Raw genomic sequence first — 24,460 nt, forward strand, 5'->3', positions numbered from 1 at the left:
CTTATAATTCCTCCATTTCCCGGATAGCTGCGCAGGACTGATCCGCTTCCTTGTCAATGTAGTAGGCTTTTCCCACATAATCATCCAGTCCCGTATATTTCCAGTCTTTTTTCAGCATAAAGATAATCACCTGCTCGGACACTTCCGGAAGTACCTTTGCAATTAAACGGATATTTTCATCTCCCAGTTTGGAAAAGGGCCCGTCCAGCACAATGGGAAGGGTATCATTGCTCTGCGGGTTATCGGGATTTTTTTCTGCCTTTCTCCTTTTGCTGTAATCCATAACCGTTACAATAAATGCAAAATTTCTGGCAATTTTTTCACCCTCGGACAGATTCTTTTCTTCTCTGTACCCTACATCTGTCTTATAATACATCTGTATATCGTACTGGTTTGTCAGCTCCGGTTTTTTCTCTTTTGCATTGAACATACGCTGAAAATTATGCTGTATCTGCTCATTCAGTTCCTGAAATATCTTTTTTTCTTCCAGGGAAAAATCATGGGACAGCTTTTTATACAACGCTTCCGCCAGCTCCACCCGTTCCCGCCAGCGCTGATTTTCCTCATTCCTGGCTTCCAGCCCTTTCATTTCTTCTTCCAGACGTTCCTGCTGGCGTTGAAAGGACTGGATTTGCCCCTGTATCTGGCCTTTCCGGTTATTCAGCTCCTGTATGTCCGCCTGATACCTTCGGAGCCGCTTTCTCTGTTCCGCGAAATCTATATGAGCGTCCATCCTCTGTTCCAGCATAATATATTCGTTACAGGTTTCTTCATAGTTTTTGATACATCCGTCTGTCTGTTCTGCCATTGCGTGAAGCTCTTCCGGCAGGTTTTTCACCCGGTTTTTCCATTTTGCGGCAGTGCGTTCAAATTCTCCCAGCAGAGAGCCGATATCTGCCGGAGGAAGATAATTTTTCTGTTCCAGCAGACAGTCCCATTCCGGCGTTCCCGGCTTCAGGCAGGTTCCGCAGATGCATCTGCCGCTTTTCATAATATAATCTATGGTTGCCTGCCGCATATGGGGAACATCCCGCCGCTCCCCGGCCACAGATTTTACCAGTTCCGCTGACGCTTCTATCAGAGGTTCTGCAAAAAGCATAAAGGATTTATCGCTGAATTCCCTGACCATCATTTTCCGCTCGCTGAGCCAGCTTTCTTTCTGGCTTCTCTTTACAATCCCCAGATTCCGATACTGGTTCTGCAGGTTTTCCGTATTCCGGTTTGTCTCCAGATATTCCTGCACTTCCTGATATTTTTTGCTGCTGTTTATGATGTTGATTTCAATCGTTTCCAGATCTTTTTTACAGGCTTCTGTTTTCCGCTGACAGCTTCTGCACTCTGCTTCCAGATTGTCATAGAGATTCCCGGAACCTGTTATTTTCTTTTTAAATTTATGAATGACAGAATAAGAGCCCATATCTTTCAGATGTCTCATAGCCGCCTGGTATGCAGACAGGCCTGTGAGAATATGTACGGAATCTCTGATATTTTCCCGGACTCCGTTTACGGTAATATCGTTCCACCGTTCCCCGTCAAACAGAAAATAGTGGGACAGATTTCCGGGAAACAGCTCGTGGATAAGTTCATCCACCTTCCGTTCTTCCACCTCAGTCAATGGCTGGCTGCTTCCAATATCTGCAATATACATGGTCAGCTTCTTCTGAAATTCTTTTGCCGCCAGCCGGGGATACGAACGGGTATATACAACCTCTCTCCGAATGATATAACGCTTTTCTTCGTCCGAAGCCACCAGTTCCACCCGGACGCTGGCTCTGCTGTCTGCATCCATCAAAGCCAGCACGTCATTGTTCAGAAGCTGATATTCTTCCTGACCCTTCCCCCGTTCCGTCAGCACAGCTCCGTACAGGCACCAGCGGAATGCCTGGGCAATTGTGGTTTTCCCAACGGTATTATCCCCCAGAACAACCGTTACATTTCTCTCTTTTTCACAACTGAATTCTATCCTGTTTTCGCCCTTATAACGCATAAAATTATGCAGGACAATACGCTCAAACCGCATACCTTCTCCTTTCCCCGCACCCGGTAAGTCAGCCCCTGCCGTGAGGCTTACTGATTCCTCCTGGCATATTCCACAATAATTTTCTGAAGTTCCTCCGACATTTTCTGGTCGCTCCTGGCTTTGCTCCGCAGATTTTTCCGCTCCATATGCAGCACCTGAAATGTCATTTCCTGCAGTAACTCTTTTCTGATTTCCTTCATTTCCCTTCTCCTTCTGACAATGCTGTCCGGTATTTCTTTCACTCTGTTTTTCTATATACAAAGGCCACGGCGCCAGTATTTCTTTCATTCTGTTTTTTCCGCATACAAAGGCCACAGCGCCAGTATTTCTTTCATTCCGTTTTTTCCACATACAAAGGCCACAGCTTCAGTATTTCTTCCGCAAGCTGTTCTCTCCTCTCATCAATCCTGGCTTCGTTCCACTCAGTTCTGCCGGCTTCATACTGCTCAATAATTTCTTCCGTAATTTTCAGAGATACATTGCCTTTATATCCTTCTCTGACTCTCTGCCGCCCCGATTTTGGAATGCCCTCTATCTTCGTCTTAAAATCCATATTGCGCACGGAACTGTTCAGAGAATTTCTCAAAAGAGTCAGATTGCCCAAATCGTTGATATGATTCTGACGGTTCTCTGCCTGTTCCTTTGGCACGTGCCAGTTTTCCTGCCATTTCTGGGGCATAATATGCTCCAGCGTATAAGTGTAAGTCAGGGCTATCTCGTCGGAATTCTTATTTCTGCGGGAAAGTTCTGTCAGAAATAAAAGCATTTTGGCCGTATCATTTTTCATTTTCGTAAGCTGCCTTCTGACTTCTCCGTCACTGATGCTGATTTCCTTTTCTCCCGCAGCGGAACATAACTTTCCGGCTCCCTGATTCAAAATCAGACTGCATTTTGACGCATAATCCGAAACGCTGGTTCCCATAATCCTTCTCCGGATAACAAAAGACTCCAGTATCCGGCACTGTTTTCTTAATGTTTCATCCTGCAGATTTCCTCCGGCCTCTTTTAACATTTTCAGAATAAAAGGATAGAACATCTGTATGCCGAATTCTTCCAGAACCAGCAAAAGACGCCTCACGTCCTCCTGCCATGAAAAGTACGCGCTTTCCACTTTTTCCTTGTCATTCATCACCAGATTCAAACCTGTAATATAGTTACTGAACAGCTCTGCATACTCATAGATTTCATTTATCAGCATACCGTAATCGGAAAAATCATAAGACGCGGTTTCTCTGGTATAAACATTATCCAGATTTCCGAAAAACTCCCGGCTGTCCCCTTTCTCTCCTTTTTCCCATTTTATACAGGCCACACAGTACAGCAGAAATTCCAGATTATTTCTGTCCACATTTCCAAAACGCCGCCTGAAATCCCATTCGTTTTCCCCGTCCTCGGAATAAAAGATTCTGTCCCATTTTTCATTATAAATTTCGCTTACTTCCTGCTGTTTTCTGCTGTCAGTTCCGCAGCTCTCCATAAATCCCTGAAACAGATTGTTTTTAATAATATCCGCAGTGCTCAGACGGGTTCCCGCCCGGTTGATGGTATCAAAAATAGACTGCTCGTTCACGTCATGCTCCATAAGCTCAATTCTGACCAGCATTTTGTTATTGTCATTGTACATAATATCAAAAATATCTTTCAGTTCCTGCTGGTCTTTTTTATGGAGCACCCTGCGGTAATAATGATAGCACTGTCTGATTTGAGGAGAGCCCTCTTTTTTTGCTTCCATTTCCGGCCTGTTCCCCTCAAACACGCCCTGCCTTATAATAGCTTCATAGCTGCCCCTGTCCACTCTGGAATGAGAAATCTTAATTTCGCTGTCTTTCAGGGAATCCGTGGTATTCCTTTTGTAAAACAGAACATTCTGTATGGTATCCCTCACATTCTGGCGCATTTCATCGTCAAATTCATCATAAATTGCTTTGGTCAGCAATGAAATTGTGGTGAGTCTCTGCTGCCCGTCCACAATAGCCGCCTCCGACGGTTCCCGGCTCTTTCCCCATTTGATAATAATGGAACCCAGAAACACCTGGACTTCCCGGTTCCCTTCGATGGATTCCAGCAGTTCTTTCCAGTTCTCTTCTTTCCAGACATACCTTCTCTGGAAAAAGGGCACAACCAGCTTCTGAGGCCCTCCGCCAAAGATTTCTTTTACTGACTTTGCCTCTGCTCTCATAAAAACCCTCCTCTTTCGTGCTTCACGTTACAACTGTCAGCCTGCCGCAATCTCCTCCAGGGCCTCAACAAACAAATCCAGTTCCTTCTCTCCGGTAAAACGCCCCAGGCTTACCCGTACCGTACCGCCGTATTCCTTATCTCTCAGATATTTATGTATCAGAGGCGCACAGTGATACCCTGTCCGCACTGCAATCCCATATTCCCGGTCCAGCAGAATCCCCACTTCTTCGGCCTGATATCCTTCTATATTCAGAGACAGAATCCCCGCAGATTCCGAATGGACAGGGGGATACAATATGATTTCCGGTATCCGGCTCAGATTCTCCAGCAGATAGTCCCGCAGCCTCTGCTCTTCTCTCAGCCTTTCTCCTGGGTTCGGACAGACAGCTTCTTCTACGGCTGCCTTAAGGCCTGCAATGGCTGTGATATTCATGCTTCCCGGTTCGTATCCTCTCACATCTTCCGGGCTGACTTCCGGATTGAGAGAATCGCTTCCCGTCCCGCCGAATAAAATCTGTTTCAGCTTTTTTCTCCTGTTACTGACATAACCTCCGATTCCCAGAGGCCCGTACAATGTCTTATGGCCTGCAAAAATATAAAAATCCGCATTCGTATGTTTCAGGCACACCGGCACCAGACCCAGGGCCTGGGAACCGTCCACAACTACAACGGGCTGATATTCCTCTGCCAGTTCTGCAATATGCTGCCAGGGGATTATGGCTCCGGTCACATTGCTGACATGATTCATAATCAGCGCCGCAGGCGGTTTCCGCAGAAACTGATACCTGATTTTCTCCATATTCGGTTCCAGGGAGTCTCTGTCAACCGCCAGTTCCTCTGTTTCAAATCCGTACTGTTTCTGCAGATGATAAAGCACCCGTATGACAGCGTTGTGTTCAAAGGGCGTTACATAAACCACATCCTCCGGCTTCCAGTTCAGGCCGCCCAGTACCTGATTGCAGGCAATGGTGGCAGAAGGCGTAAACACCGTCTCCGCCCCGTAATTTCCCTGAACCAGACGAAGGATTTCCTCCCTGGTGTCCTCTGTCAGCCGAAAGGCTTCCCGCGCCAGCCGGTAAGAACCCCGTCCGGCATTGACTGCAAGATGCCTTCCGGCTTCTTCCATGGCCCGGTATACAGACTCCGGTTTTGGGAACGTGGTGGATGCATTGTCAAGATAAATTAACTCTCTCATATTTCCTCCATAACAGGTATCCGCAGCCTCTCTTTTGCTACTGCCTTTTCATCAGCTCCTGCAGCACTTCCGCCAGCACCGCCACTTTCTGACTGGTCTCCAGGGTATCTTCAAAATCCTCCATGGCTTCGTCAATCATATTTTTCAGAAAATTGCTGGTCGTATCGGAAATTTCCGCCTGGTAACTGCGCTTTATACGCTGCCCCCGCTCGTCCATCAGTATAATGGTCTTTGTTCCCTGCTCTCCCCTGCGCTCCGCCGTCTGTTCCACTTCCTGTTTTACCCTCCGCATTATTTCCAGAAACACTTCCGGCGTATCATCGTTCCAGTCCTCCATGGACAAATCCAGCAGCAGCCTGGAAAGGCAGGATATCATTTCCAGTTCATCATTGGTGTTCAGATTTTTCAGGTATTCCAGAAAACTGTGGGCGTCTTTATTCAGAATGTATTCCGGTTCCCCGGCTCCCTGTTTCCCATACCAGGACAGCAGGCAGCCTTTCAGGCTTTCCTGTTCTTTTCCCCCGAATATGCTGCGTACATCCTCAGCCACGCAGGACTGCAGGCGGGAAAATGCCTGCTCCATCCGGTTTCTGACCGCAAGGACCTGTTCGGCCGCTTTCTGTAAATCCGGCTCCTGACCTGTTCCCGTCATAAGTTCCGGAATCCGCTCAAACAGAAATTCTCTGGAATTTAAGTCGCTTCGTTTCAGCAGGCTCCGGAAACGTTCTGCCTTCTTCTGTTCCTCTTCCGGAAATATCCTGGCTACTCTTGCATATTTTGGCAGGGAACGGTACCATTTCTGCATGTGTTCCATAAGCTGAATCCAGCGGTTCTGCCGGCTGGACGAGGGACCTTCTTCCGGCCATGCTCCTTCCAGTGTTCTTAAATACCGCTCCTTTTTCCCGCTTTCCGGCTCCAGGTATAATTCATAATCCTGGGGAAAATCATTGACGCTGTTTAACACTTCCTCATTGACTTCCAGTTCTTTTTTCTGCAGATAGATGACCGGAATCCCCTCTGCCATCCCCAGGCGCTGTGCCAGAAACAGAGGCAAAATCCCTTTGCGTACCCCATAATCCCTGCCCTGAAGCCTCTGATACAGTTCCTGAAAGGTTCTGCGCCGGCCAATACACCGTACCAGAAATCCGTCGATTTCATCCAGAATCCTGCCGCAGCCCGTATCTTTCTCATAATGAGTATCCAGAATTCCCGTTCTCACAAAAGCAGCCCGGTACACCATATGTTCCGGAGCAGTCCCCTGCCGGAATATTTCTGCCTGTTCCCGCAGCAGAGCATTTACCACTTTATTTCTGGCCCGCAGATACTGGCCGGACACATGTTGGATATTCAACAGTTCATGATTGACAACAGGAGAAAAAGCGTAATACTGCTCACAGATTTCACTCAGCATCCGGTTAAAATCCATCTCCCTTGCAAAAGTGCGTACCGGCTCCCCTTTCCGGGCTACGCCGCACTTTCCGTACCCCGGCACAAAATTCCGTTCCAGGGAAGCATTGATTTCAAACACAATATCTTCCTCATACAGCTCCAGTTCCCGCAGCAGCACCTTATGTTCTTCTGCAGATGCGGCCCGCTGTTTCAGACTGTAAACTGCTGCCAGTTTCCGTATGTGCTTTACCATATCAAACCCATGTTCCGGCACCAGCACCACAATTCTGTCATCCTGAAGGCTCTCCGTCTTCTCTCTGACCTTCTCCCAATTCATTTCTTCTTCACTGACCAGAGCCAGTATTTTCCCGTCTGAAAACGCTTCCTCAAACAGATAAGATACTGTTTCCATCCGGAAAAAATCCTCCGCCGCTAAAAATTCGTACCGGAAATACCGGGTCATATTCCGCTCCTGATTATACTGTCTGGGCAGGACATATTCCAAATCCGAGATACGATCCAGATAACTGCAGACCGGAAATTTTTCCGGCTGTTTTGCCATCTCCGCTTCAATCTCCCGGTCTATATTCAGTCCGGTATGATTTTTAAATCCATAGACGCCCAGACTGCTCCGAAACAGGATCAGTTCCTGCTGCCTCAAAGATTCCAGGGCCTTCTGACAGGTATCCTTTCTCATTCCCAGTGCAGGACATATGACAGCTTCCACTGCCGGAAGTTCCTCTTCCTGATGAATCATCCGAAGCAGCCCCAGGGCCTTGATAATCTTCCGTTCCGCCGGATCCTGCGTCTGCTTTAAAGCATAGTCTGCTTTCAGCCATTCGCTATGGATTCTGGGCTGGTCGCTGCTCTCCCGAAACAGAGGTCTGAAATAATCATATACGGCATCTGCTCCCACACAGTATTCTGCCGACTCCTCCAGAAGCCCCGGCAAACTTCCCCGCTCCCGTCCGGCCAGAAAAGTGAATACAGTGCGTTCATTCTGGGCCACCCGCTCGCTGATGTGCAGAAGAATGGCGGCGCACACAGGCGTCAGAGGAAAACATCCCTTTCCCATCACCTGTTCGTATCCTTCATATTCCGGAAACATGGAGGAAAACCAGTGCAGACCATAAGATTGTTCCAGAATTTCCTGATATCCGCTTTCTTTCTTATATTCTGAAAATTCCTTTGAAAATTCCGGCTCTTTCTTACACAGAGTATTTGCAATCAGCTCATAATGTGTTCTGGCAGAGTCATGGAATCTCACTTCCCGGAGGCGTCCCTCCACGCCGCGGAATGTGTCCTGTATCAGTCTGTCCAGACCTTTTTCGTACTCGTGTATACTCTTATGAGCCACAAGTATCAGGTGCAGGTTCTGCTCTCCGCTGCTGTTGGCCAGCTCGCACATATCCTGCAGTGTCTTCATGTCTCTGGCAAAATGTTCTGTTCCGTGGCCTTCCATATACTTGCTGAACTCATCAAAAACCATCACAATCCCTGCATAGCCATACTGTTCCGTCAGCTTTCTTCCCACCTGCCGGTAAACGCTCATGGCGTCTGACTGGAACATGGGCAGAAACCGGCTTCCTGCTGTCAGACGGGGGTAACACTCCAGGAACAGACCCATGGCTCTCTCATCCATTCTGTTCAGCCCTTTTCTCACATTCACAGACGTCTCTCCCCGGTCTGCCAGAAATTCCTCCCACTGAAGGTAAACTTCCGGATACTCCCGCCGCCACAGCTTTAAGGTTTTCAGTGCTTCCGAGTAATTATTTTCGGGAATCAAATCCTTAAGGTTCTCCCGCTCCAGCCCTTCCTTTAGTCCGTACAGAAAAGAGTGGTTCAAATCTGTTCCCCTTCCTGATACCAGTACGGGCAGAAAGCGTTTTTTCTCCCGATAGATGCGGCGTATCATCTCTGCCGCTTCCCTGTCCGTCTGCTCTGTCCGTGACAGTACCGAAAGGACCCCTGACTGTTCCCCCTGCAGAAAAGCCAGCAGCAGCAACAGAAGATGGGATTTCCCTTTTCCGTACGGCCCAATCAGAACGGTTGCATTTTCTCCCGTATTTTCCAGAATATTGTTCAGATAATACTTCAAAATCTGCAGAGAAGCACGGGTGGGAATGTAACTTCCAATCCGCAGGGCATTTCCCAGATCCAGGCTCAGGTTCACAGATTTCTGAAACCGGCTGTTGATACTGATATATTTTTTTAAGTATTCCATGTTTTCTTTCCCCTCCGGCCTCTGATTGCCCTTATCTGCCATGACCCGGCAGCCTGCCTTTTCTGCTGCCGGAGTTCCCGTAGTAGTGCTCCTGCAGTACCTGGCCCGGAGTCGTCATCCCCGGCAGATATACCATATCCAGCCCGGCGGTGCGGTTCAGAACAATTTTCCCGGCCCATTCCAGCTGTTCCAGCAGTTCCATCAGGCCGGTACGCTTCAGATTCAGTATATTTCCCGGACCGTTTTCCTGCGTCAGCAAATCTTCTATATGAATTCCTCTCTCTGCTCTGGCCCGGCCGGCCATAAGATACAGCACGATTTCCGCCGGGAGCCTGTTCAGCCGGGGCTGGGCTTTCTCATATCCTTCTTCTGTCTGTTTCAGCAGTTCCAGCGCCCCAAAAGGACTGACGTTCTTCTCCTCCGGGTTGCTGCCTCTGGCGGCCTTCCGCCCGTACATACGCAAAATGGCGTCGCAGTCGTCCTTCACAGAGCGGGCGGACACCTTCTGTTCCCCTGCTGCGGTTCCTGCCAGTTCCATCATTCTCCGCTCCAGTTCTTCTCCGGTAAATTCCCCATAGCCAAATTCATTGAAAAACAACTGCCAGGCAGTGGCCTGACTCCGGTTCCTGGCAATATTGCAGTGAACAATCCACAGAGAAAACATTTCCTCAAAATACGGGTCTTTCTGCAGAATCATTTCTCCCAGCTCCGTAAGCCTGACCACCGTACGGACGCTCTCATCCGAGAGTCCGCTGCATTTGAGCCAGTACCGAATGGATTTTGCCATATTGGGCCCTACGCCCAGAGCATCCGCACCATAATTTTCAAAAAAGACTCTGGGATTTCTTTTGACCTCCCGCAGCCCTTTATTCAGCCATCCTTCTCTTATAATAAAACTTTCATGTCCTTTGAAACGAACGGAATGCTTCATTTTCTGTCTCCTCATGTTCTTCTGATGGAAAGCACTTTTCTCATGTAACATCCTGCGGTAAAATGGTTCACACATGCGCCGCACCGCAGGCACTTTTCGTCTGAAATGCGGTATTCCGTACCGCCTGTCTTTTTCTCTCTGACCGAAAGAGCGTTGTATCTGCACACACTCTCGCAGGCCAGGCAGCCCATACACATCTGATACTTGGTAAGCTGGCATTTTATACGTTCCTCTGCGGATTTCAAATCTCTGGCTCCTGCAATCCTGACATTCAGAATCGTCACCTTTAAGTTCCGGGAACCCGGACGTCCCTGCAGTTTTAAGAGTACCTCTCCGTTTGCGCTCAGCACATATACTTCTCCCATTCCGGCGCGGCCCATATCAGAATTCAGATAGCCGAAAGGCCGGAACAGCTCGTACAGTTCCTCGGAAACAGGACGCTGCAAATCATAATAAAAGGTATTTTCTTCCGTGGCACAGGGCCGGAAAGACACCACCGATTTTTCTGCGTAAGCCACACCGTTCCCGCCCTGTCTGGCTTTCCAGCCTCCCTCCCGCACATAATCCTGCGCATCTTCTTTGCCGATACTTTCCGCAAATTCCACCAGCAGCCTGTAAAACCGTTCCGACTGCTTTGGCATATGCACGGAGGAAAGAAATTCCGACCATTCGCTGTTGTTGGGACAGCACCAGCAGCCTACTCTGGAATACCCCAGCCGGTACGCCTCATTAACATCAAGCTCTCTGGTAAAAAGATACAGCCAGATATCAAAATCCATCCAGTCAATGACCGGAGAAATAATTCTCTGTTTGGTAATTTTGGGACTGTCCGATTCCCTGTCATATTTGCTTCTGCTGGTCGACTCACTGCGCCGGATTCCGTAAAAAGTAAGAATCTGATTTTTTTCCCGGAACAAAGCCCGGATTTTCTTCTGAATCACACCTGTTTTAAACACGGTGCAGCACCAGCGCATGACCCGACTGGGCGGCCCTGTGAGCCTGCAGAGGGTCTCAAAATCTTTTTCCTTATTCCGGGCGGAAACCATGGGTGTTCTGGGATGCGCTTTCCGGAACCGTTTTACATATTCATACGTAAAAGGAAATTCCAGCGTGGTGTCTCCGAAAATGTGCATGAGTTCCGGACGTCCCAGGGCCCGGATAACCAGATCGGAGGTAACCGTGGAATCCTTACCGCCGCTGAAAGATACAAACATGTCCAATATGGGTGTGTTCCCGGCCTTTTCCCGGATATAGGAACCTGCCTCTTCCAGAATCTTCTCATATCTGGAACGGTTTGCCCTCACAAAACGCTGCCGGTATGTCTCAAAATACTCTTCCGAATTCCGATGCTTTAATTCCTCGTACTGACTCCGGATGGCGCGGCAGTCCCTGTCTTTCAGACCGCCCACTGAAAAAGGAATCTTATGTCCGTTTACAAAATAATGGTTCCCGGCCCCATTCCACACAGACCCTTCCAGGTATGCAAAAGGCTTCCCCAAAATAATTTCCACCAGAAGACGTTCCTCCGGAAACACCGGGCGGATATCCGTAGTCAGACGCCTTCCTTCCCGGCCGCACAGACTGCACCGGCTTTCGTAAAGGGGAATCCGGCAGGAGTCGCACCAGTAAATCTCCGACACCGCTTCCGCCCTGCCGCCGCAGGAAGGGCAGACGCTGGTCTCGCATTCGGCATTGGTGCAGGGCAGGGGTTCACCCGTTTCCTGATTCCTGTTTCTGCATGTATATGTAATCATATGTCTTCCTCATCATTCTTTCCATCCTGTATATAGCATTTATTTTATTCTCTTTTAAAGAGAATTTCAACAGGTATTTTTCCTTTTACAAAAGAATTTGTTTCTGCTGAACAGGGAACCGGAAAGCACGCTGCCAGGGCTGTAATTTCGGTTATTACTTATTTTAAGGAACCGTTATACGCTATTTCTTGGCACCGGGACAAAATTGTAATATTGTATGTTTGGGGTAAAATATTCCGGGGCATCCGCCGGATATCCGTTCCGGGTTTGCCACCGGCAGGAGGACGTAAACATCACATGGTAAATTTTGTTATTTTTGTGGAATGTTTTGGCATTTGCCTGACTATAATAGCGCTGCTGCTTCTCCTGAACGGAGATGGCGCAAGAGAACAAAAACTGTTAATCTTTATTTTGTGCGGTTCACTGGTACAGAACGCGGGCTATCTGCTGGAGCTGACCGCGCCTACGGTGGAAGCTGCCATGACGGCAGTAACTGTGGAAAATCTGGGTTCTGCCTTTGTTCCTCTTTGTTATTGCTGGTTTATCTATATTTACTGTTATATCACTCCGCCGAAGACACTTTTAAATGTTCTCAGCGTAATCAGTTTCTTTATTCTGCCCACGGTCTTTTTTAACTGGAACGGCCTTTTCTATCAGGACGTCCGGTGGCTGGCAGATACGGATGGATTTCATTATGTCAGTATTACCTACGGCCCGCTGTATGTGTTTTTTCTGTTCAGCCGTATTATCATTCCCCATGCGCTTTGTATCTTCACATTACTGAGCGCCATCCGCGGACGGTCCGATCGGCAGGTCAACCGGCAGTACTGGACAATTCTTGGAATTTCCACCCTCCCTGTTATTGTGCTGATAGCCTATATCTGTAAACTGGTGAAAATATTCGATTTCACACCGGTAACACTGACCATTTCCATGTCTCTGGTAGTCATCGTGGTCTGGAGCCGGCGTAATTATGATTTCCGCCATCTGGCGGCGGCAAAAGTTCTGGAAAGTCTGGGCGACGGCGTAATTACGCTGGACGACCATGACCGGCTGGTGAGCTATAACAAAGCAGCGGCAGAAATTTTCACCCGTCTGCCTGCTCATAAACTGGGAGAAAACATCCGGGTGGTGAAAGATTTTCAGGAGGAAATGCTCGATGAAAAAGCTTTTCCATCCATGAGCGGCATTATGAAAGCCACAGCAGACATATTGTAGATGAAAACGGCAGGATACAGGGCTGTACTATTTTAATTCTGGATATGACTGATACAAAAGCCTATATCAATGAAATCAAACGCGTACGCCAGCAGGCAGAAAAAGCCAGCATTGTAAAAAGTGAATTTCTTGCCAATATGTCCCACGAGATACGCACTCCCATGAACGCCATTATCGGTCTGAATGATATTATCATGGAAGAATGCGGAGACACGGAAATCTATGCCCATGCCAAAGACGTGCAGTCTGCGGCAAAAAATCTGCTGGCAATTACCAATGACATTCTGGACCTGTCCAAAGTGGAAGCCGGTAAAACGGAACTGGTGTACGAAGATTACTACATAAAAGTTATCGCAAACGAGATTGTGGGAATTATGGATATGGCGGCTTCCCAACGGGGAATTATCCTCAAATATGAATGCGACCAGACGATTCCATGCCACTACAACGGTGACGACGGAAGAAGCAAACAGATTCTGATTAACATTCTCAACAATGCCATTAAATTCACGAAAAAAGGATACGTACGGGTATATATAACCGGAAAACCAGGTGTAAATGAGTATAAGGAACTGCTTACCTTCTGCGTGGAAGACACCGGATGCGGTATCCGGGAAGAAGACCTTGAGAAAATATTTGAAGATTTCCGTCAGGTGGATTTCAGACGGAACCGAAGTACAGAGGGTACGGGACTGGGACTTGCCATTGTAAAACATCTGGTGGAACTGATGAAAGGCACCATTGATTTACAAAGCACCTATGGTAAGGGAATCACCGTTACAATTACTGTTCCCCAGAAAATCGTGGACAGACGCCCGATTTCGGAGATGCCGGAACTTCCGCAGACAGAACAGAAAATCACAGATACTTTTACCGCCCCCGGTATCCGGGTGCTTATTGTGGACGACAATGTCATCAACCGCAAGGTTGCCAGAGGATTTCTGAAAAATTATGCCTTTGATCTGACAGAAGCAGAAAGCGGACCGGAAGCCATTGAGCTGGTGCGCAATATCCGATATGATATTATCTTTATGGATCATATGATGCCCGGCATGGACGGCATTGAGGCGGCGGAGATTATCCGCAGAGACTGCGGGGAAAACGGAACCGCGCCTGTTATGGTTGCACTGACCGCCAATGCCATGGAAGGTATGCGGGAGCATTTTCTGAAATGCGGTTTTCAGGATTTCATTTCCAAACCTCTGGCCCCGTCGGAATTCCAGATTGACGGAGTGGACATGGACGCCGCCATGGAATATTATTCCGGCGACGAAGACAGCTTTGTGGATCTGCTGGAGCTTTATTGCATGGACGGCAAGCGCAAAACAGAACTTCTGCATGAGCTTGTGGATTCAGATATTTTACGCTATCAGATAGAACTGCACGGACTTAAAAGCGCATCTGCCAATATCGGAGCCATGGACGTCTCAGCTCTGGCCCGTGCGCAGGAAAATGCCGCCGCACAGGGAGACCGGGCATTTATCACGGAGCAGTTTCCAGTGCTGATGGCAGAATATGAAACCCTTCTGGCAAATATCGAACAGTTTCTGGAAGGACGCAGACAGGAGAATGACGGGGCAGAAAAACTTCCCGGTCTGCCCATTCAGGAGCTGACAGAACAGACTGCGGCAGCTCTGGAAGAACTGAAGCATTTCCGTTCCCGGCAATGTGCGGAACGAGTGGACAGAATGCTGCTTCATGAACTGCCGGAAGACATCGGAAAACGTCTTTTGCAGATACGGGATCAACTGAGATTATATGAAGATGACAACGCGGAAGATTTGCTGAGTCAGCTTCTGAGCATACTCAAAAAAGAGGAGGAAGTCAAATGAGTCAAACAGAATGCAGCGATTCCAAAAAGCGCATTTTAGCGGTAGACGATAATGCTATTGTCTTAACAGGAATTTCAAATACCCTGCAAAATGATTATGACGTAATCACTGTCAATTCAGGAATACGTGCTCTGAAGTATCTGGAACTGGAGAAGCCGGACCTGATTCTGCCGGACATTCAGATGGAGCAAAAGAACGGTATTGAAACCTTGCAGGAAATACGTGGGATGGATGATATGGCGGACATACCGGTAATCATGCTTACCGGCGTGGAGGATAAGGATTTTGTCCTGTCCAGCGCCAGACTGGGAATCCAGCATATTTTCCGGCCCGCCGTTGATGTTAATCAGCGCTCCGATAGAGGCGTGCATAATAAAAAACGCCACCACCGCAGACAAAGCGGCCACATCTTTTTCCTTTCTGGCCATACCGATGGCAACGCCCATGGCAAAAATAATGGGCAGATTGGCAAAGACGATATCGCCCGCTTCGCTCATGATTTTGAAAATACCGTTAAATACGGTTCCCGGCCCCATCACGTCCAGAAGGCCATAGGTCTCCAGCATGGTCTCGTTGGAAAAGGAACCGCCGATTCCCAGCAAAAGTCCTGCTACCGGGAGAATCGCAATCGGGAGCATGAAGGATCTTCCCACATACTGCAACACACCAAAAATTTTGTCTTTCATATCTCTTCTCCTTTTTTATATTTAAATATCCGGAGTATGTGCATGAGGGCCTTAATAAAATTCAGGTGCTTCTGACACCCTGGTCCTTATAGAAGAAAAAAAGGCACTAACACACATAAACATCCAAAATATTTATGCATAGTTAATGCCTTATCTTTCATAAGTAACATACTATATCATATGTACTAAATTACCATTGACATCTTCATTTGTAAAGTTTTTTTACAGGATTTCGTTCATGCTTCCGGTACGGTAGCCCTCCATGTCCACAGACACATAAGTAAATCCGTATTCCCGGAACTGCCCGATAATTCTTCTCCTGATTTCTTCCGGAAACAGTTTTTCAAAATCTTCCGGCAGCACTTCGATTCTGGCCATGGTTCCATGTATCCGTACCCGGAACTGGGCAAAGCCCAGCTCCATCAGAAGCTGTTCCGCCTGCTCCACCATGGCAAGTTTTTCTTCTGTGATAACTTCCCCGTAAGGAAACCGGGAAGCCAGACAGGCAAAGGAAGGTTTCTCCCAGGTATCCAGCCCCATCTCTCTGGAAAGCAGACGGATTTCCTGTTTGGTCAGTCCGGCTTCCCGCAGAGGGCTTCTGATTCCAAGTTCTGCCACTGCCTGCATACCGGGTCTGTAGTCCCCTTCGTCGTCCACATTGGAGCCTTCCGCCACATAAGCCATCCCCTGTTCTGCGGCAATCTCCCTGACCTGTTCCAGAAATGCCTTTTTGCAAAAATAGCAGCGGTTGGGCGGATTCTGCCGGAATCCTTCAATTTCCAGTTCCCGGAATGCAAACACAATCTGGCGGATTCCCTCTTTCCGGCAAAATTCCCTGGCTTCTTCCAGCTCCCGTCCGGGAAAGGAAGCAGACCTGGCCGTAACTGCAAGTACCTGCACTCCGGGAACTTCCTGAGCTGTTTTCAGCAGAAAAGTGGAGTCCACGCCGCCGGAAAAAGCGATTGCCACCCTTCCCGGCTCTCTGAGATTCTGTTTTAAATGTTCCAGTTTTATCTTTGCTGCTTCTGTTGAATTTTCTGTCATAATCTGCGCCATATTTTCACCTGATCCTATATTTCAATTCTTTTGATTTCCGGATATTTTTCCGCAAATTCCGTAAGGTGGAACAGTTCTTTCCCATGAGACGTCCGTACCAGCATTTCCAGCCGGATGCGGTTCCCTTTCTTCCTGGTGCGGAACTTTAAAATCCGGCATTTGTACACCTCTTCCAGCTCTCTTTTTATCTCTCCGCCAATCCGGCTCCCGGCATCCGTAGTAAAGATATACTCCACTTCCACCTCGTACACATCTTTTATAATATGGGACAGTTTGCCCTGGCGTCCCAGAAAAATTTCCACCAGAACCACAATGACCGTAGTACAGATTCCGATTACATACAGACCGGCTCCCACTGCCATTCCCACGCCTACCGTAGCCCATATTCCGGCCGATGTGGTGATTCCGCTCACATTTTTATTACGGGAAAAGATAACCCCGGAGCCCAGAAATCCAATGGCAGCCACTGCCCCCGCCGCAATCCTGGCCGGGTCCACCCGCACATACTGCCCTACCACGTCCTGGAATCCGTATTTGGACAGCACAATCATCAATGCTGAGGAAACGGCCACAATCACATGGGTGCGGAGACCCGCTGTTTTCTTCCGGCTTTCCCGCTCATAACCAATCAGGCCTCCGCAGAAGCCTGCCAGTAAAATTCTCGCCATCCATTCCATCTGCTGTACGAAATCCATCAACACTATAATGGCCCTCCTTCCTTCTCAAGGCAAATTATATCACACCTTTTTCCGGTTTTCAGCAAATCTGTGCAACATTGTCAGGTGATAAGTTTCATTTTGCGTACAAAAAGCAGGGACTCTCTCGAATCTCTGCTCCCTGATTGATGTTTTTAATTATCTTATTCTAAATTCCTCTGCTTCTTCGTCTGCAAGAGGTCTGCCCAACAGCTTGAACTTTTCGATCATCTCTTTCCATTTATAGCGCTTACCGTCCGGTTCTCCCGTTAGCCTGCTGTCTTTTGCATAATAAGAAATATCATGTGTAAAATCTACCAGCTTTCGTTCCATTGCCAACATACCACCACCTACTTTCTCATATATTTATCTAACAATATCTGTGCAGCATTTTCAAAAATAACCATTCTTCCTGGCATAATCTCCACTGCGTTTAATTTTTCCATATAATATCCCACCAAATCGCTCTTAGATGTAAAACGCCACTACCCCGTCCACCCTGCATCAAGGCTTACCTGACAGGCTATGGCAAATAAATGTGCACCAACGCCTGCACAAATGCCTTTATGACTGTAATTATACGGTGCTGTTTTAACAATCTCCACATCAGCTACACCACCATCAATTTTCAAAGAAATCCTGCCCTGAACCGTATCATCATTTTTTACAAACAGCTCATATATACTATACCCGTTTTTCTCTGTAGTACTCCAGTTAAATTTCCACCTTTTATAATCCTTCGGTCTGATTGGTACTTCACGCATTCGGTATTCTGTTTCCACTTCCCTGCCCGTTCGGGTATCTATCAGACAGTCCGTAATTTTATCAATTACGATATCAACTTCCATCTTGTATATATCTCCTTCTTCTATTAAATTTTATCATATTTTCCTGCAAAATGCCACTAAAAACAAATTTTCAGGAAATGGGAAATACGGAAACGACTTACAGTTCCCCGACAAAATTATAACCAATTCTTAACTCTGCAAAGGAAAGAAACATACCCTGATCGTGTCCCGGTTCTGTTGATTTTTGTATTGGGCAGCCAACTCTTCACAAATAAGTATGGTAAATCTTCCACAACCTTGTTGAAAAAATCCTTTTGCAGGCATATAATAATACTCGGATCTGAAAAGAACTTCATATAAGGAGACAGTTATGAAACATTTGATTATACCTGACAATTACCAGCCTCAGCTTGATTTGCACGATACCCAGGTTGCCATCAAGACGGTGAAGGATTTCTTCCAGAATCTGCTGTCGGAACGTCTGAATCTGCAGCGTGTTTCCGCCCCGTTGTTTGTGGACCCGGATTCCGGTCTGAACGACAATCTGAACGGTGTGGAACGCCCGGTGACTTTCGGTATTAAAGAGCAGAATGAAAAGCCTGCTGAAATTGTGCATTCTCTTGCAAAATGGAAGCGTTATGCCCTGAAAAAATACGGTTTTTCCATGGGAGAGGGGCTTTACACCGATATGAACGCCATTCGGCGGGACGAGGAAACGGACAATATCCATTCTATTTTCGTAGATCAGTGGGACTGGGAAAAAATCATTTCCAGAGAAGACCGGAATATGGAATATTTAAAAGAAACCGTCCGAAATGTATACAAAGTCCTTCGGAAAACGGAAAAATACATGGCCATCCGCTATGATTACATAGAGGAAATCCTTCCTCAGGACATTTTCTTTCTCACTACTCAGGAACTGGAAGACCGGTTCCCGGAATGCAGTCCGAAAGAACGGGAACTGCTGATTGCAAGAGAAAAAGGGGCTGTATGCATTATGCAGATTGGCGACAGGCTGGCTTCCGGAGAACCCCACGACGGCAGGGCGCCGGACTATGATGACTGGGCGCTGAATGCCGACATTGTGGTATATTATCCGGTTCTGGACATTGCACTGGAACTTTCCTCCATGGGAATCCGGGTAGACCGCCAGGCGCTTCTGGAACAGCTGGAAAAAGCAGGCTGTCCGGAACGGGCCGGACTGCCTTTCCAGAAATCAATCCTCCAGGAAGAACTTCCTTTTACCATCGGCGGCGGCATCGGCCAGTCCCGTATCTGTATGTTTTTCCTGCGGAAAGCCCATATCGGCGAGGTACAGTCCTCCCTCTGGAAGGAAGAGGTAATTCAGGAAACCGAAAAACACGGTATTCCTCTGTTATAGAAAATGACAAAAGAAAGACTGCTGCAAAAATCAGATTCTGCAGCAGTCTTTTTTTATCACTCCGTACGGGTTTCCCGTACAATTTTCCTTACCCGCAGTACCATGGCCGGGGACACCGACAGTTCATCCACACCCATTTTGAGAAATGTCTCCGTCAGGCTTAAATCAGCCCCCAGTTCTCCACAGATACCGGCCCAGATACCTGCTGCATGGGCATTTTTCACCACCATCTCAATCATGTTAAGAATCGCTCTGTGATGAGGATTGTAGAAGTCTCCCAGTTTTGCATTCTGCCGGTCCACCGCAAGGGTATACTGGGTCAGATCGTTGGTTCCGATACTGAAAAAGTCCACTTCTTTTGCCAGTTCATCACTGACCATCACCGCTGCCGGCGTCTCAATCATAATACCAAGCTCCACTTCTTTAAATGGAACGGAAAGTTCTGTGAGCTCCTGCTTTACCTCCTCCACAATTTCTTTAATTTTCCTTACTTCCTCCACAGAAGTAATCATGGGGAACATAATGGCAATCTGGCCATAGCTGGACGCCCGGTAAAGGGCTCTGAGCTGGGTTTTGAAAATTTCCGGCTGCTTCAGGCAAATCCGGATGGCCCGGTATCCCATAGCCGGATTCTCCTCTTTCTCCAGGTTAAAATAATCCACGGTTTTGTCTGCTCCGATATCCAGCGTACGGATAATCACTTTCTTTCCCGCCATATTTTCCGCCACGGCCCGGTAAGCCTTAAACTGTTCTTCCTCCGTGGGAAAATCACTGCTTTCCAGATACAGAAATTCACTTCGGAACAGGCCGATTCCCCTGGCGTCGTTCCGCAGCACATTGGCTACGTCAGAAGGATTGCCGATATTGGCGTAAAGTTTCAGTTCCTTACCGTCCAGTGTCACATCCTCTTTGCCTTTCAGTTCCTGCAGCAGCTCTTTCTCCGCCCTGCACTCCGCCATTTTCACTTCCATCTTCTTCCTGGTTTCTTCGTCAGGGTCCAGATAAATCTCTCCGGTAAAACCGTCCACAATCACATATGCCCCATGGTATTCCGGCTCCAGAACAATGTTGGCCTGAATCACCGCCGGAATGTCCATGGTTCTGGCAAGGATGGCTGTATGGGAATTGGCCGAACCCTGCCGGGTCACAATGGCAAGAAGTTTATCTTTCTCAAACTGCACGGTCTCACTGGGAGCCAGATCCTCCGCCGCAATTATCACCGGCTCTTCAAAAGCATATGTATTATTCTGGGTATCGCTGAGAATGGCAATCAGCCGCTCGGAAATATCCCGCACATCCGCAGCCCGTCCCTGCATATAGGCGTCGTCCATGGCCGCAAACATTTCCGCAAAATTATCGCTGGTCTGGGCGACTGCGAACTCCGCATTGATCTGTTGCTCTTTTATCATATAGTGAATGGAATCCAGATAATCCAAATCCTCCAGCATCATCTGGTGCACCTCAAAAATCATGGCATTGGCTTCCCCCACATCTTTCAGTGCTTTCTCATATAATTCCTGGAGCTGCTTCAAAGCCAGCTCCTTCCCCTGCTCAAACCGGGCGATTTCCTGCTCTGCATCTTCAATATGACGTCGTTCCACCTGGTTTTCATTTTTCCGGAAAATAAAAAGCCTGCCTGCAGCTACACCGCCAAATACGCTGCTTCCACTGAATGTTATCATTTTGCCACCCCTTACTGTTTACAGATTTTCTTTAAAAAATGCTTCCAGAGTGCTGCAGGCTGTCTCCTCGTCCTCTCCTTCGATTTTCACAGTTACCACGTTATCTTTTTTCACCCCAAGGCTCATAATGCCGAAAATCCGCTTTGCGTCCACTTCTTTGCCGTCTTTGGCAATGGTAATTTTGCTGGCAAATTTTCCTGCTTCTTTGACAAAGAGTCCTGCCGGTCTTGCGTGGATTCCTTCGGGATCTGTGATGGTGTACTCAAATGTTTTCATATTCTTATTCTCCTTTTCTGATTTGGTTTTTATTTGAATCCCGGCGCCGGCTGTGTCCGGCGCCCGAATTGTGTTTTATTTCAGTCTGGCTTCTGTTTACGGGTTTGCCACTTCTTTTTTCATCAGTCCCAGAAGTATGGCTCCCACGATGGTTCCGATTACAAGAGATACCAGGTACATGGCGGTATTGCCCACTACCGGGAACACGAAGATTCCACCGTGAGGCGCCATCAGGGTACAGTTGAAAGCCATGGAAACAGCTCCTGCCACACCGGACCCCACCACCAGAGCAGGAATCACATGGAGCGGATCTGAGGCCGCAAAGGGAATGGCTCCTTCGGAAATAAAGGACAGTCCCATAATAAAGTTGGTAGGTCCGGATTTTCGTTCTTCTTCGGTAAATTTCTTCTTAAACAGCAGTGTTGCCAGGGCAATGGCGCAGGGCGGTACCATTCCGCCAATCATAACTGCCGCCATAATATTGTAATTTCCTGCCGCAATGGAAGCGGTGCCGAACACATAGGCTGCTTTATTGATGGGGCCGCCCAGATCTGCCGCCATCATGGCTCCCAGAATCACTCCCAGCAGGACGGAACTGGTACCGTTCATACCGGACAGTCCGTTGTTCAGAAGTGTATTCAATGCGCCCACCGGAGGCTCAATTACATAATTCATAATCACTCCCATGAAGAACACGCCCAGTAGCGGATAGAGCAGTATGGTTTTGATTCCGTCCAGACTCTCCGGCAGCTTTTCCAGTAATTTCTTCAGGCCGATAATCAGGTAACCTGCAAGAAATCCGGCCACCAGAGCTCCCAGAAATCCGCTTTTTCCGCCGGCTGCAATGGAGCCGCCCACAAATCCAACCACCAGTCCGGGACGGTCTGCAATACTCATGGCAATAAATCCGGCCAGAATGGGGAGCATAAATCCAAAGGCTGTATCACCGATTCCCTTGAATAATGCTGCCGCAGAGGTAATGGTTCCGAAATTCCCCCGTTCTTCCGGTGAAAGGGCGGATAAATCCACACTCATACCGTCAATAAGAAAGGCAATGGCAATCAGAATTCCGCCGCCTACCACAAAGGGAAGCATATGGGAAACTCCGTTCATCAGGTGTTTGTAAATCCGGTGTCCGGCGCTTTCTTTCCCGGTTCCGCCGGAAGGAGCGGCGGATGCTTTATTTCCGGAATGATAGATTTCCACATTTCCGCTTTCTGCCAGACGCAGCAGTTCTTCCGCTTTGTTAATCCCGTCCGATACCTGCCGCACAATCACTTTTTTCCCGTCGAAACGATCCATGGGCACATTGGTATCCACACAGACAATGATACAGTCTGCCGCCGCTATTTCTGCATCTGTCAGCACATTTTTGGCCCCGCCGGAACCTCTTGTCTCTATTTTTATGGAAAAGCCCAGTTCTTTCGCTTTTTTCTCCAGTGCTTCCGCCGCCATATAGGTATGGGCAATTCCCGTAGGACAGGCGGTGACTCCCAGCAGTTTCAGCCCTTTCTTATCCCCTGTCTCCTGCTGCACCGGCGCTGCCTTTTCTTCTTCCTCCGCCAGCTTTTCCCGCTCCGCCGCGTCCACATAACCCAGAAATTCCTCAGTAGTTTCAGCACTTCTCAGCTTTCCGGTAAATTCTTCATCCATCAGAAGTACGGACAAACGGCTTAATACGTCCAGATGTACGTTATCTTCCGTATTGGGCGCTGCAATCAGGAAAATCAGGTCTGCCGGCGCTCCGTCCAGCGAATCATAGTCCACACCGTCTTTTAATACCATGGCTGCCAGTCCCGGTGCTTTTACCGCATCGCATTTTCCATGGGGAATGGCGATTCCTTCTCCGATTCCCGTGGTTCCTTCTTCTTCCCTGCGCAGCACCTGTGCTTTGTAGGCTTCTTTATCGGCAAGTTTCCCGGTGGCCGCCATCAGATCCACCATCTTATCTATGGCCTCTCCTTTGGAATCTGCCTGCCCGTTCAGTTCAATGCCTTCTTTTACAAGTAAATCTGTGATTTTCATCCTGAACCTCCTCATTTATTTGTAACAGTTCAGCCAGGCTGCCCTGTTACGTCTATTTCCTGTTACGGAAAGACTGCATTTCTACTCTGCACCGTTTTCTGCTATTTCCATCCCATCTGCTCCAGAATCCCGTCCACTTCTTCCTGAGTGGCCAGACGTTCTGAAAATGCGCTGGCGCTGCCTGCGGCAATGCCCATATGGAACGCTTCTTCATAGCTTTTACTTTTTAAATATCCGGTAATAAATCCCGCCACCATGGAATCTCCGGCTCCGACGGAATTTACCAGGGTTCCCTGGGGGGCCGGGCTTTCCTGTACGCTTCCGTCCTCGGCCACCAGTATGGCCCCGTCTCCTGCCATGGAAATCAGCACGTTCCTGGCTCCCATCTCCTGCAGTTTCCCGGCATGTGCCACAATGGTTTCCTGACTGTCCATGGGCACATGGAAAATTTCTTCCAGCTCATGGTTGTTGGGTTTTATCAGAAACGGATGGTATTTCAGCACATTTACCAGCAAATCCCCGGTGGCGTCCACTACGGAGCGAATCTTTTTATCCTGTACTCTGGCCAGAATCTGCTCATAACTGGAATCCGGCATACTGTTTGGGATACTTCCTGCCAGCACCAGCACGTCATCCTCTTTCATGGCGTCCAGCTTACGGTAAAGCTCCTCCAGCGCTTCTCCTGAAATCTCAGGCCCCTGGCCGTTAATCTCACTTTCCTCTCTGGAACGGAGCTTCATGTTGATTCTGGACATGCCCTGGGGAATCCGGATAAAATCCGTCAGGCAGCCCCATTCTTTCAGGCCCCGCTCTATTTCTGTGCCGGTAAATCCTGCGGTAAATCCCAGAGCGGTATTTTCCATGCCAAGGTTTTTTAACACCAGTGAAACATTCACTCCCTTTCCGCCGGGGTATACCAGCTCTTTTGTAGTTCTGTTTACCCGTCCCAGGGTAAAATCATCCACACTTACTATGTAGTCCAGACTTGGATTAAAGGTTACTGTGTAAATCATTTTGTTCTCCTTTCCGGTTTTCTTATTTCAGGTAATTGCGAAACGATTCAATTATTAAAATTTTATGTACAATTACCACAGTTTTCTTAAATATTTTCATCATACAAAAGCCCG

18 protein-coding genes and 2 pseudogenes are annotated in these 24,460 nt (G+C 48.0%); 4 read left to right on the plus strand and 16 right to left on the minus strand.

What is annotated here, in order from left to right; translation table 11 throughout:
- Window position 1: 1 nt before the first annotated feature.
- The 7 genes from VSQ32_13935 to VSQ32_13965 form a co-directional block, all read right to left on the minus strand.
- Complete coding sequence (locus VSQ32_13935; protein MEH2943931.1) at window positions 2-2,020, minus strand: AAA family ATPase; 2,019 nt, start codon at window positions 2,018-2,020, stop codon at window positions 2-4.
- 47 nt (window positions 2,021-2,067) lie between these two features.
- Window positions 2,068-2,220 carry a hypothetical protein gene (locus VSQ32_13940; GenBank protein ID MEH2943932.1) on the minus strand — a complete coding sequence of 51 codons (153 nt, stop codon included), beginning with the start codon at window positions 2,218-2,220 and terminating at the stop codon, window positions 2,068-2,070.
- 131 nt (window positions 2,221-2,351) lie between these two features.
- Window positions 2,352-4,199, minus strand: coding sequence for a DUF262 domain-containing HNH endonuclease family protein (locus tag VSQ32_13945; protein ID MEH2943933.1), 1,848 nt, complete (start codon window positions 4,197-4,199; stop codon window positions 2,352-2,354).
- Window positions 4,200-4,235: 36 nt separating this feature from the next.
- Window positions 4,236-5,396, minus strand: a complete 1,161-nt coding sequence (locus VSQ32_13950) for an aminotransferase class V-fold PLP-dependent enzyme (GenBank protein ID MEH2943934.1) — start codon at window positions 5,394-5,396, stop codon at window positions 4,236-4,238.
- 37 nt (window positions 5,397-5,433) lie between these two features.
- Window positions 5,434-9,009: a hypothetical protein gene (locus VSQ32_13955; GenBank protein MEH2943935.1), complete on the minus strand. Its 3,576-nt coding sequence runs from the start codon at window positions 9,007-9,009 to the stop codon at window positions 5,434-5,436.
- Between the two features lie 31 nt (window positions 9,010-9,040).
- The gene (locus VSQ32_13960) at window positions 9,041-9,940 is read right to left on the minus strand and encodes a DUF4007 family protein (protein MEH2943936.1); all 900 of its coding nucleotides are present in this window, start codon (window positions 9,938-9,940) and stop codon (window positions 9,041-9,043) included.
- An 11-nt stretch (window positions 9,941-9,951) separates the two neighbouring features.
- A complete protein-coding gene (locus VSQ32_13965; protein MEH2943937.1) occupies window positions 9,952-11,694 on the minus strand; it encodes a phosphoadenosine phosphosulfate reductase family protein in 1,743 nt (580 codons plus the stop codon).
- Between the two features lie 297 nt (window positions 11,695-11,991).
- On the opposite strand from VSQ32_13965, the gene VSQ32_13970 reads away from it, so the two are divergent.
- The 3 genes and pseudogenes from VSQ32_13970 (at window position 11,992) to VSQ32_13980 (ending at window position 15,007) form a co-directional block, all read left to right on the plus strand.
- The gene (locus VSQ32_13970) at window positions 11,992-12,912 is read left to right on the plus strand and encodes a histidine kinase N-terminal 7TM domain-containing protein (protein ID MEH2943938.1); all 921 of its coding nucleotides are present in this window, start codon (window positions 11,992-11,994) and stop codon (window positions 12,910-12,912) included.
- 44 nt (window positions 12,913-12,956) lie between these two features.
- Window positions 12,957-14,744, plus strand: a complete 1,788-nt coding sequence (locus VSQ32_13975) for an ATP-binding protein (protein MEH2943939.1) — start codon at window positions 12,957-12,959, stop codon at window positions 14,742-14,744.
- A pseudogene (locus tag VSQ32_13980) lies at window positions 14,741-15,007 on the plus strand (response regulator). Before VSQ32_13975 ends, VSQ32_13980 begins: the two are co-directional and overlap by 4 nt.
- A gap of 48 nt (window positions 15,008-15,055) precedes the next feature.
- On the opposite strand, the pseudogene VSQ32_13985 reads toward VSQ32_13980, so the two are convergent.
- From VSQ32_13985 to VSQ32_14005, 5 genes and pseudogenes are all read right to left on the minus strand, one after another.
- Window positions 15,056-15,430 (minus strand): annotated as a pseudogene (locus tag VSQ32_13985) (PTS transporter subunit EIIC).
- Between the two features lie 222 nt (window positions 15,431-15,652).
- Window positions 15,653-16,474: an ATP-dependent sacrificial sulfur transferase LarE gene (gene larE, locus VSQ32_13990; protein MEH2943940.1), complete on the minus strand. Its 822-nt coding sequence runs from the start codon at window positions 16,472-16,474 to the stop codon at window positions 15,653-15,655.
- Between the two features lie 26 nt (window positions 16,475-16,500).
- On the minus strand, window positions 16,501-17,184 hold the full coding sequence (locus VSQ32_13995; GenBank protein ID MEH2943941.1) for an MgtC/SapB family protein: 684 nt from the start codon (window positions 17,182-17,184) through the stop codon (window positions 16,501-16,503).
- Window positions 17,185-17,340: 156 nt separating this feature from the next.
- The gene (locus tag VSQ32_14000; protein ID MEH2943942.1) at window positions 17,341-17,523 is read right to left on the minus strand and encodes a hypothetical protein; all 183 of its coding nucleotides are present in this window, start codon (window positions 17,521-17,523) and stop codon (window positions 17,341-17,343) included.
- 143 nt (window positions 17,524-17,666) lie between these two features.
- Window positions 17,667-18,029: a hypothetical protein gene (locus tag VSQ32_14005; GenBank protein ID MEH2943943.1), complete on the minus strand. Its 363-nt coding sequence runs from the start codon at window positions 18,027-18,029 to the stop codon at window positions 17,667-17,669.
- A gap of 310 nt (window positions 18,030-18,339) precedes the next feature.
- Here VSQ32_14005 and asnA point away from each other — a divergent pair, with 310 nt between their 5' ends.
- Window positions 18,340-19,350 carry an aspartate--ammonia ligase gene (gene asnA / locus VSQ32_14010; protein MEH2943944.1) on the plus strand — a complete coding sequence of 337 codons (1,011 nt, stop codon included), beginning with the start codon at window positions 18,340-18,342 and terminating at the stop codon, window positions 19,348-19,350.
- Window positions 19,351-19,406: 56 nt separating this feature from the next.
- Here the strand turns inward: asnA and ptsP are convergent, their stop codons facing one another.
- From ptsP to pfkB, 4 genes are all read right to left on the minus strand, one after another.
- On the minus strand, window positions 19,407-21,032 hold the full coding sequence (gene ptsP / locus VSQ32_14015; protein ID MEH2943945.1) for a phosphoenolpyruvate--protein phosphotransferase: 1,626 nt from the start codon (window positions 21,030-21,032) through the stop codon (window positions 19,407-19,409).
- Window positions 21,033-21,050: 18 nt separating this feature from the next.
- Window positions 21,051-21,308, minus strand: a complete 258-nt coding sequence (locus tag VSQ32_14020; GenBank protein ID MEH2943946.1) for an HPr family phosphocarrier protein — start codon at window positions 21,306-21,308, stop codon at window positions 21,051-21,053.
- A 96-nt stretch (window positions 21,309-21,404) separates the two neighbouring features.
- The gene (locus VSQ32_14025) at window positions 21,405-23,333 is read right to left on the minus strand and encodes a fructose-specific PTS transporter subunit EIIC (protein ID MEH2943947.1); all 1,929 of its coding nucleotides are present in this window, start codon (window positions 23,331-23,333) and stop codon (window positions 21,405-21,407) included.
- Between the two features lie 101 nt (window positions 23,334-23,434).
- Window positions 23,435-24,346, minus strand: a complete 912-nt coding sequence (pfkB, locus tag VSQ32_14030; protein ID MEH2943948.1) for a 1-phosphofructokinase — start codon at window positions 24,344-24,346, stop codon at window positions 23,435-23,437.
- Between the last annotated feature and the right edge of the window lie 114 nt (window positions 24,347-24,460).

It is taken from the genome of Lachnospiraceae bacterium JLR.KK002 (genome assembly GCA_036941025.1).
Taxonomy (GTDB): domain Bacteria; phylum Bacillota; class Clostridia; order Lachnospirales; family Lachnospiraceae; genus Petralouisia.

Bases quoted from the DNA above. Each gene is read 5' to 3' on its own strand.
- VSQ32_13935 (MEH2943931.1), bottom strand. From the start codon at position 2,020: ATGCGGTTTGAGCGTATTGTCCTGCATAATTTTATGCGTTATAAGGGC.
- VSQ32_13940 (MEH2943932.1), bottom strand. From the start codon at position 2,220: ATGAAGGAAATCAGAAAAGAGTTACTGCAGGAAATGACATTTCAGGTG.
- VSQ32_13945 (MEH2943933.1), bottom strand. From the start codon at position 4,199: ATGAGAGCAGAGGCAAAGTCAGTAAAAGAAATCTTTGGCGGAGGGCCT.
- VSQ32_13950 (MEH2943934.1), bottom strand. From the start codon at position 5,396: ATGAGAGAGTTAATTTATCTTGACAATGCATCCACCACGTTCCCAAAA.
- VSQ32_13955 (MEH2943935.1), bottom strand. From the start codon at position 9,009: ATGGAATACTTAAAAAAATATATCAGTATCAACAGCCGGTTTCAGAAA.
- VSQ32_13960 (MEH2943936.1), bottom strand. From the start codon at position 9,940: ATGAAGCATTCCGTTCGTTTCAAAGGACATGAAAGTTTTATTATAAGA.
- VSQ32_13965 (MEH2943937.1), bottom strand. From the start codon at position 11,694: ATGATTACATATACATGCAGAAACAGGAATCAGGAAACGGGTGAACCC.
- VSQ32_13970 (MEH2943938.1), top strand. From the start codon at position 11,992: ATGGTAAATTTTGTTATTTTTGTGGAATGTTTTGGCATTTGCCTGACT.
- VSQ32_13975 (MEH2943939.1), top strand. From the start codon at position 12,957: ATGACTGATACAAAAGCCTATATCAATGAAATCAAACGCGTACGCCAG.
- larE (MEH2943940.1), bottom strand. From the start codon at position 16,474: ATGACAGAAAATTCAACAGAAGCAGCAAAGATAAAACTGGAACATTTA.
- VSQ32_14000 (MEH2943942.1), bottom strand. From the start codon at position 17,523: ATGTTGGCAATGGAACGAAAGCTGGTAGATTTTACACATGATATTTCT.
- VSQ32_14005 (MEH2943943.1), bottom strand. From the start codon at position 18,029: ATGGAAGTTGATATCGTAATTGATAAAATTACGGACTGTCTGATAGAT.
- asnA (MEH2943944.1), top strand. From the start codon at position 18,340: ATGAAACATTTGATTATACCTGACAATTACCAGCCTCAGCTTGATTTG.
- ptsP (MEH2943945.1), bottom strand. From the start codon at position 21,032: ATGATAACATTCAGTGGAAGCAGCGTATTTGGCGGTGTAGCTGCAGGC.
- VSQ32_14020 (MEH2943946.1), bottom strand. From the start codon at position 21,308: ATGAAAACATTTGAGTACACCATCACAGATCCCGAAGGAATCCACGCA.
- VSQ32_14025 (MEH2943947.1), bottom strand. From the start codon at position 23,333: ATGAAAATCACAGATTTACTTGTAAAAGAAGGCATTGAACTGAACGGG.
- pfkB (MEH2943948.1), bottom strand. From the start codon at position 24,346: ATGATTTACACAGTAACCTTTAATCCAAGTCTGGACTACATAGTAAGT.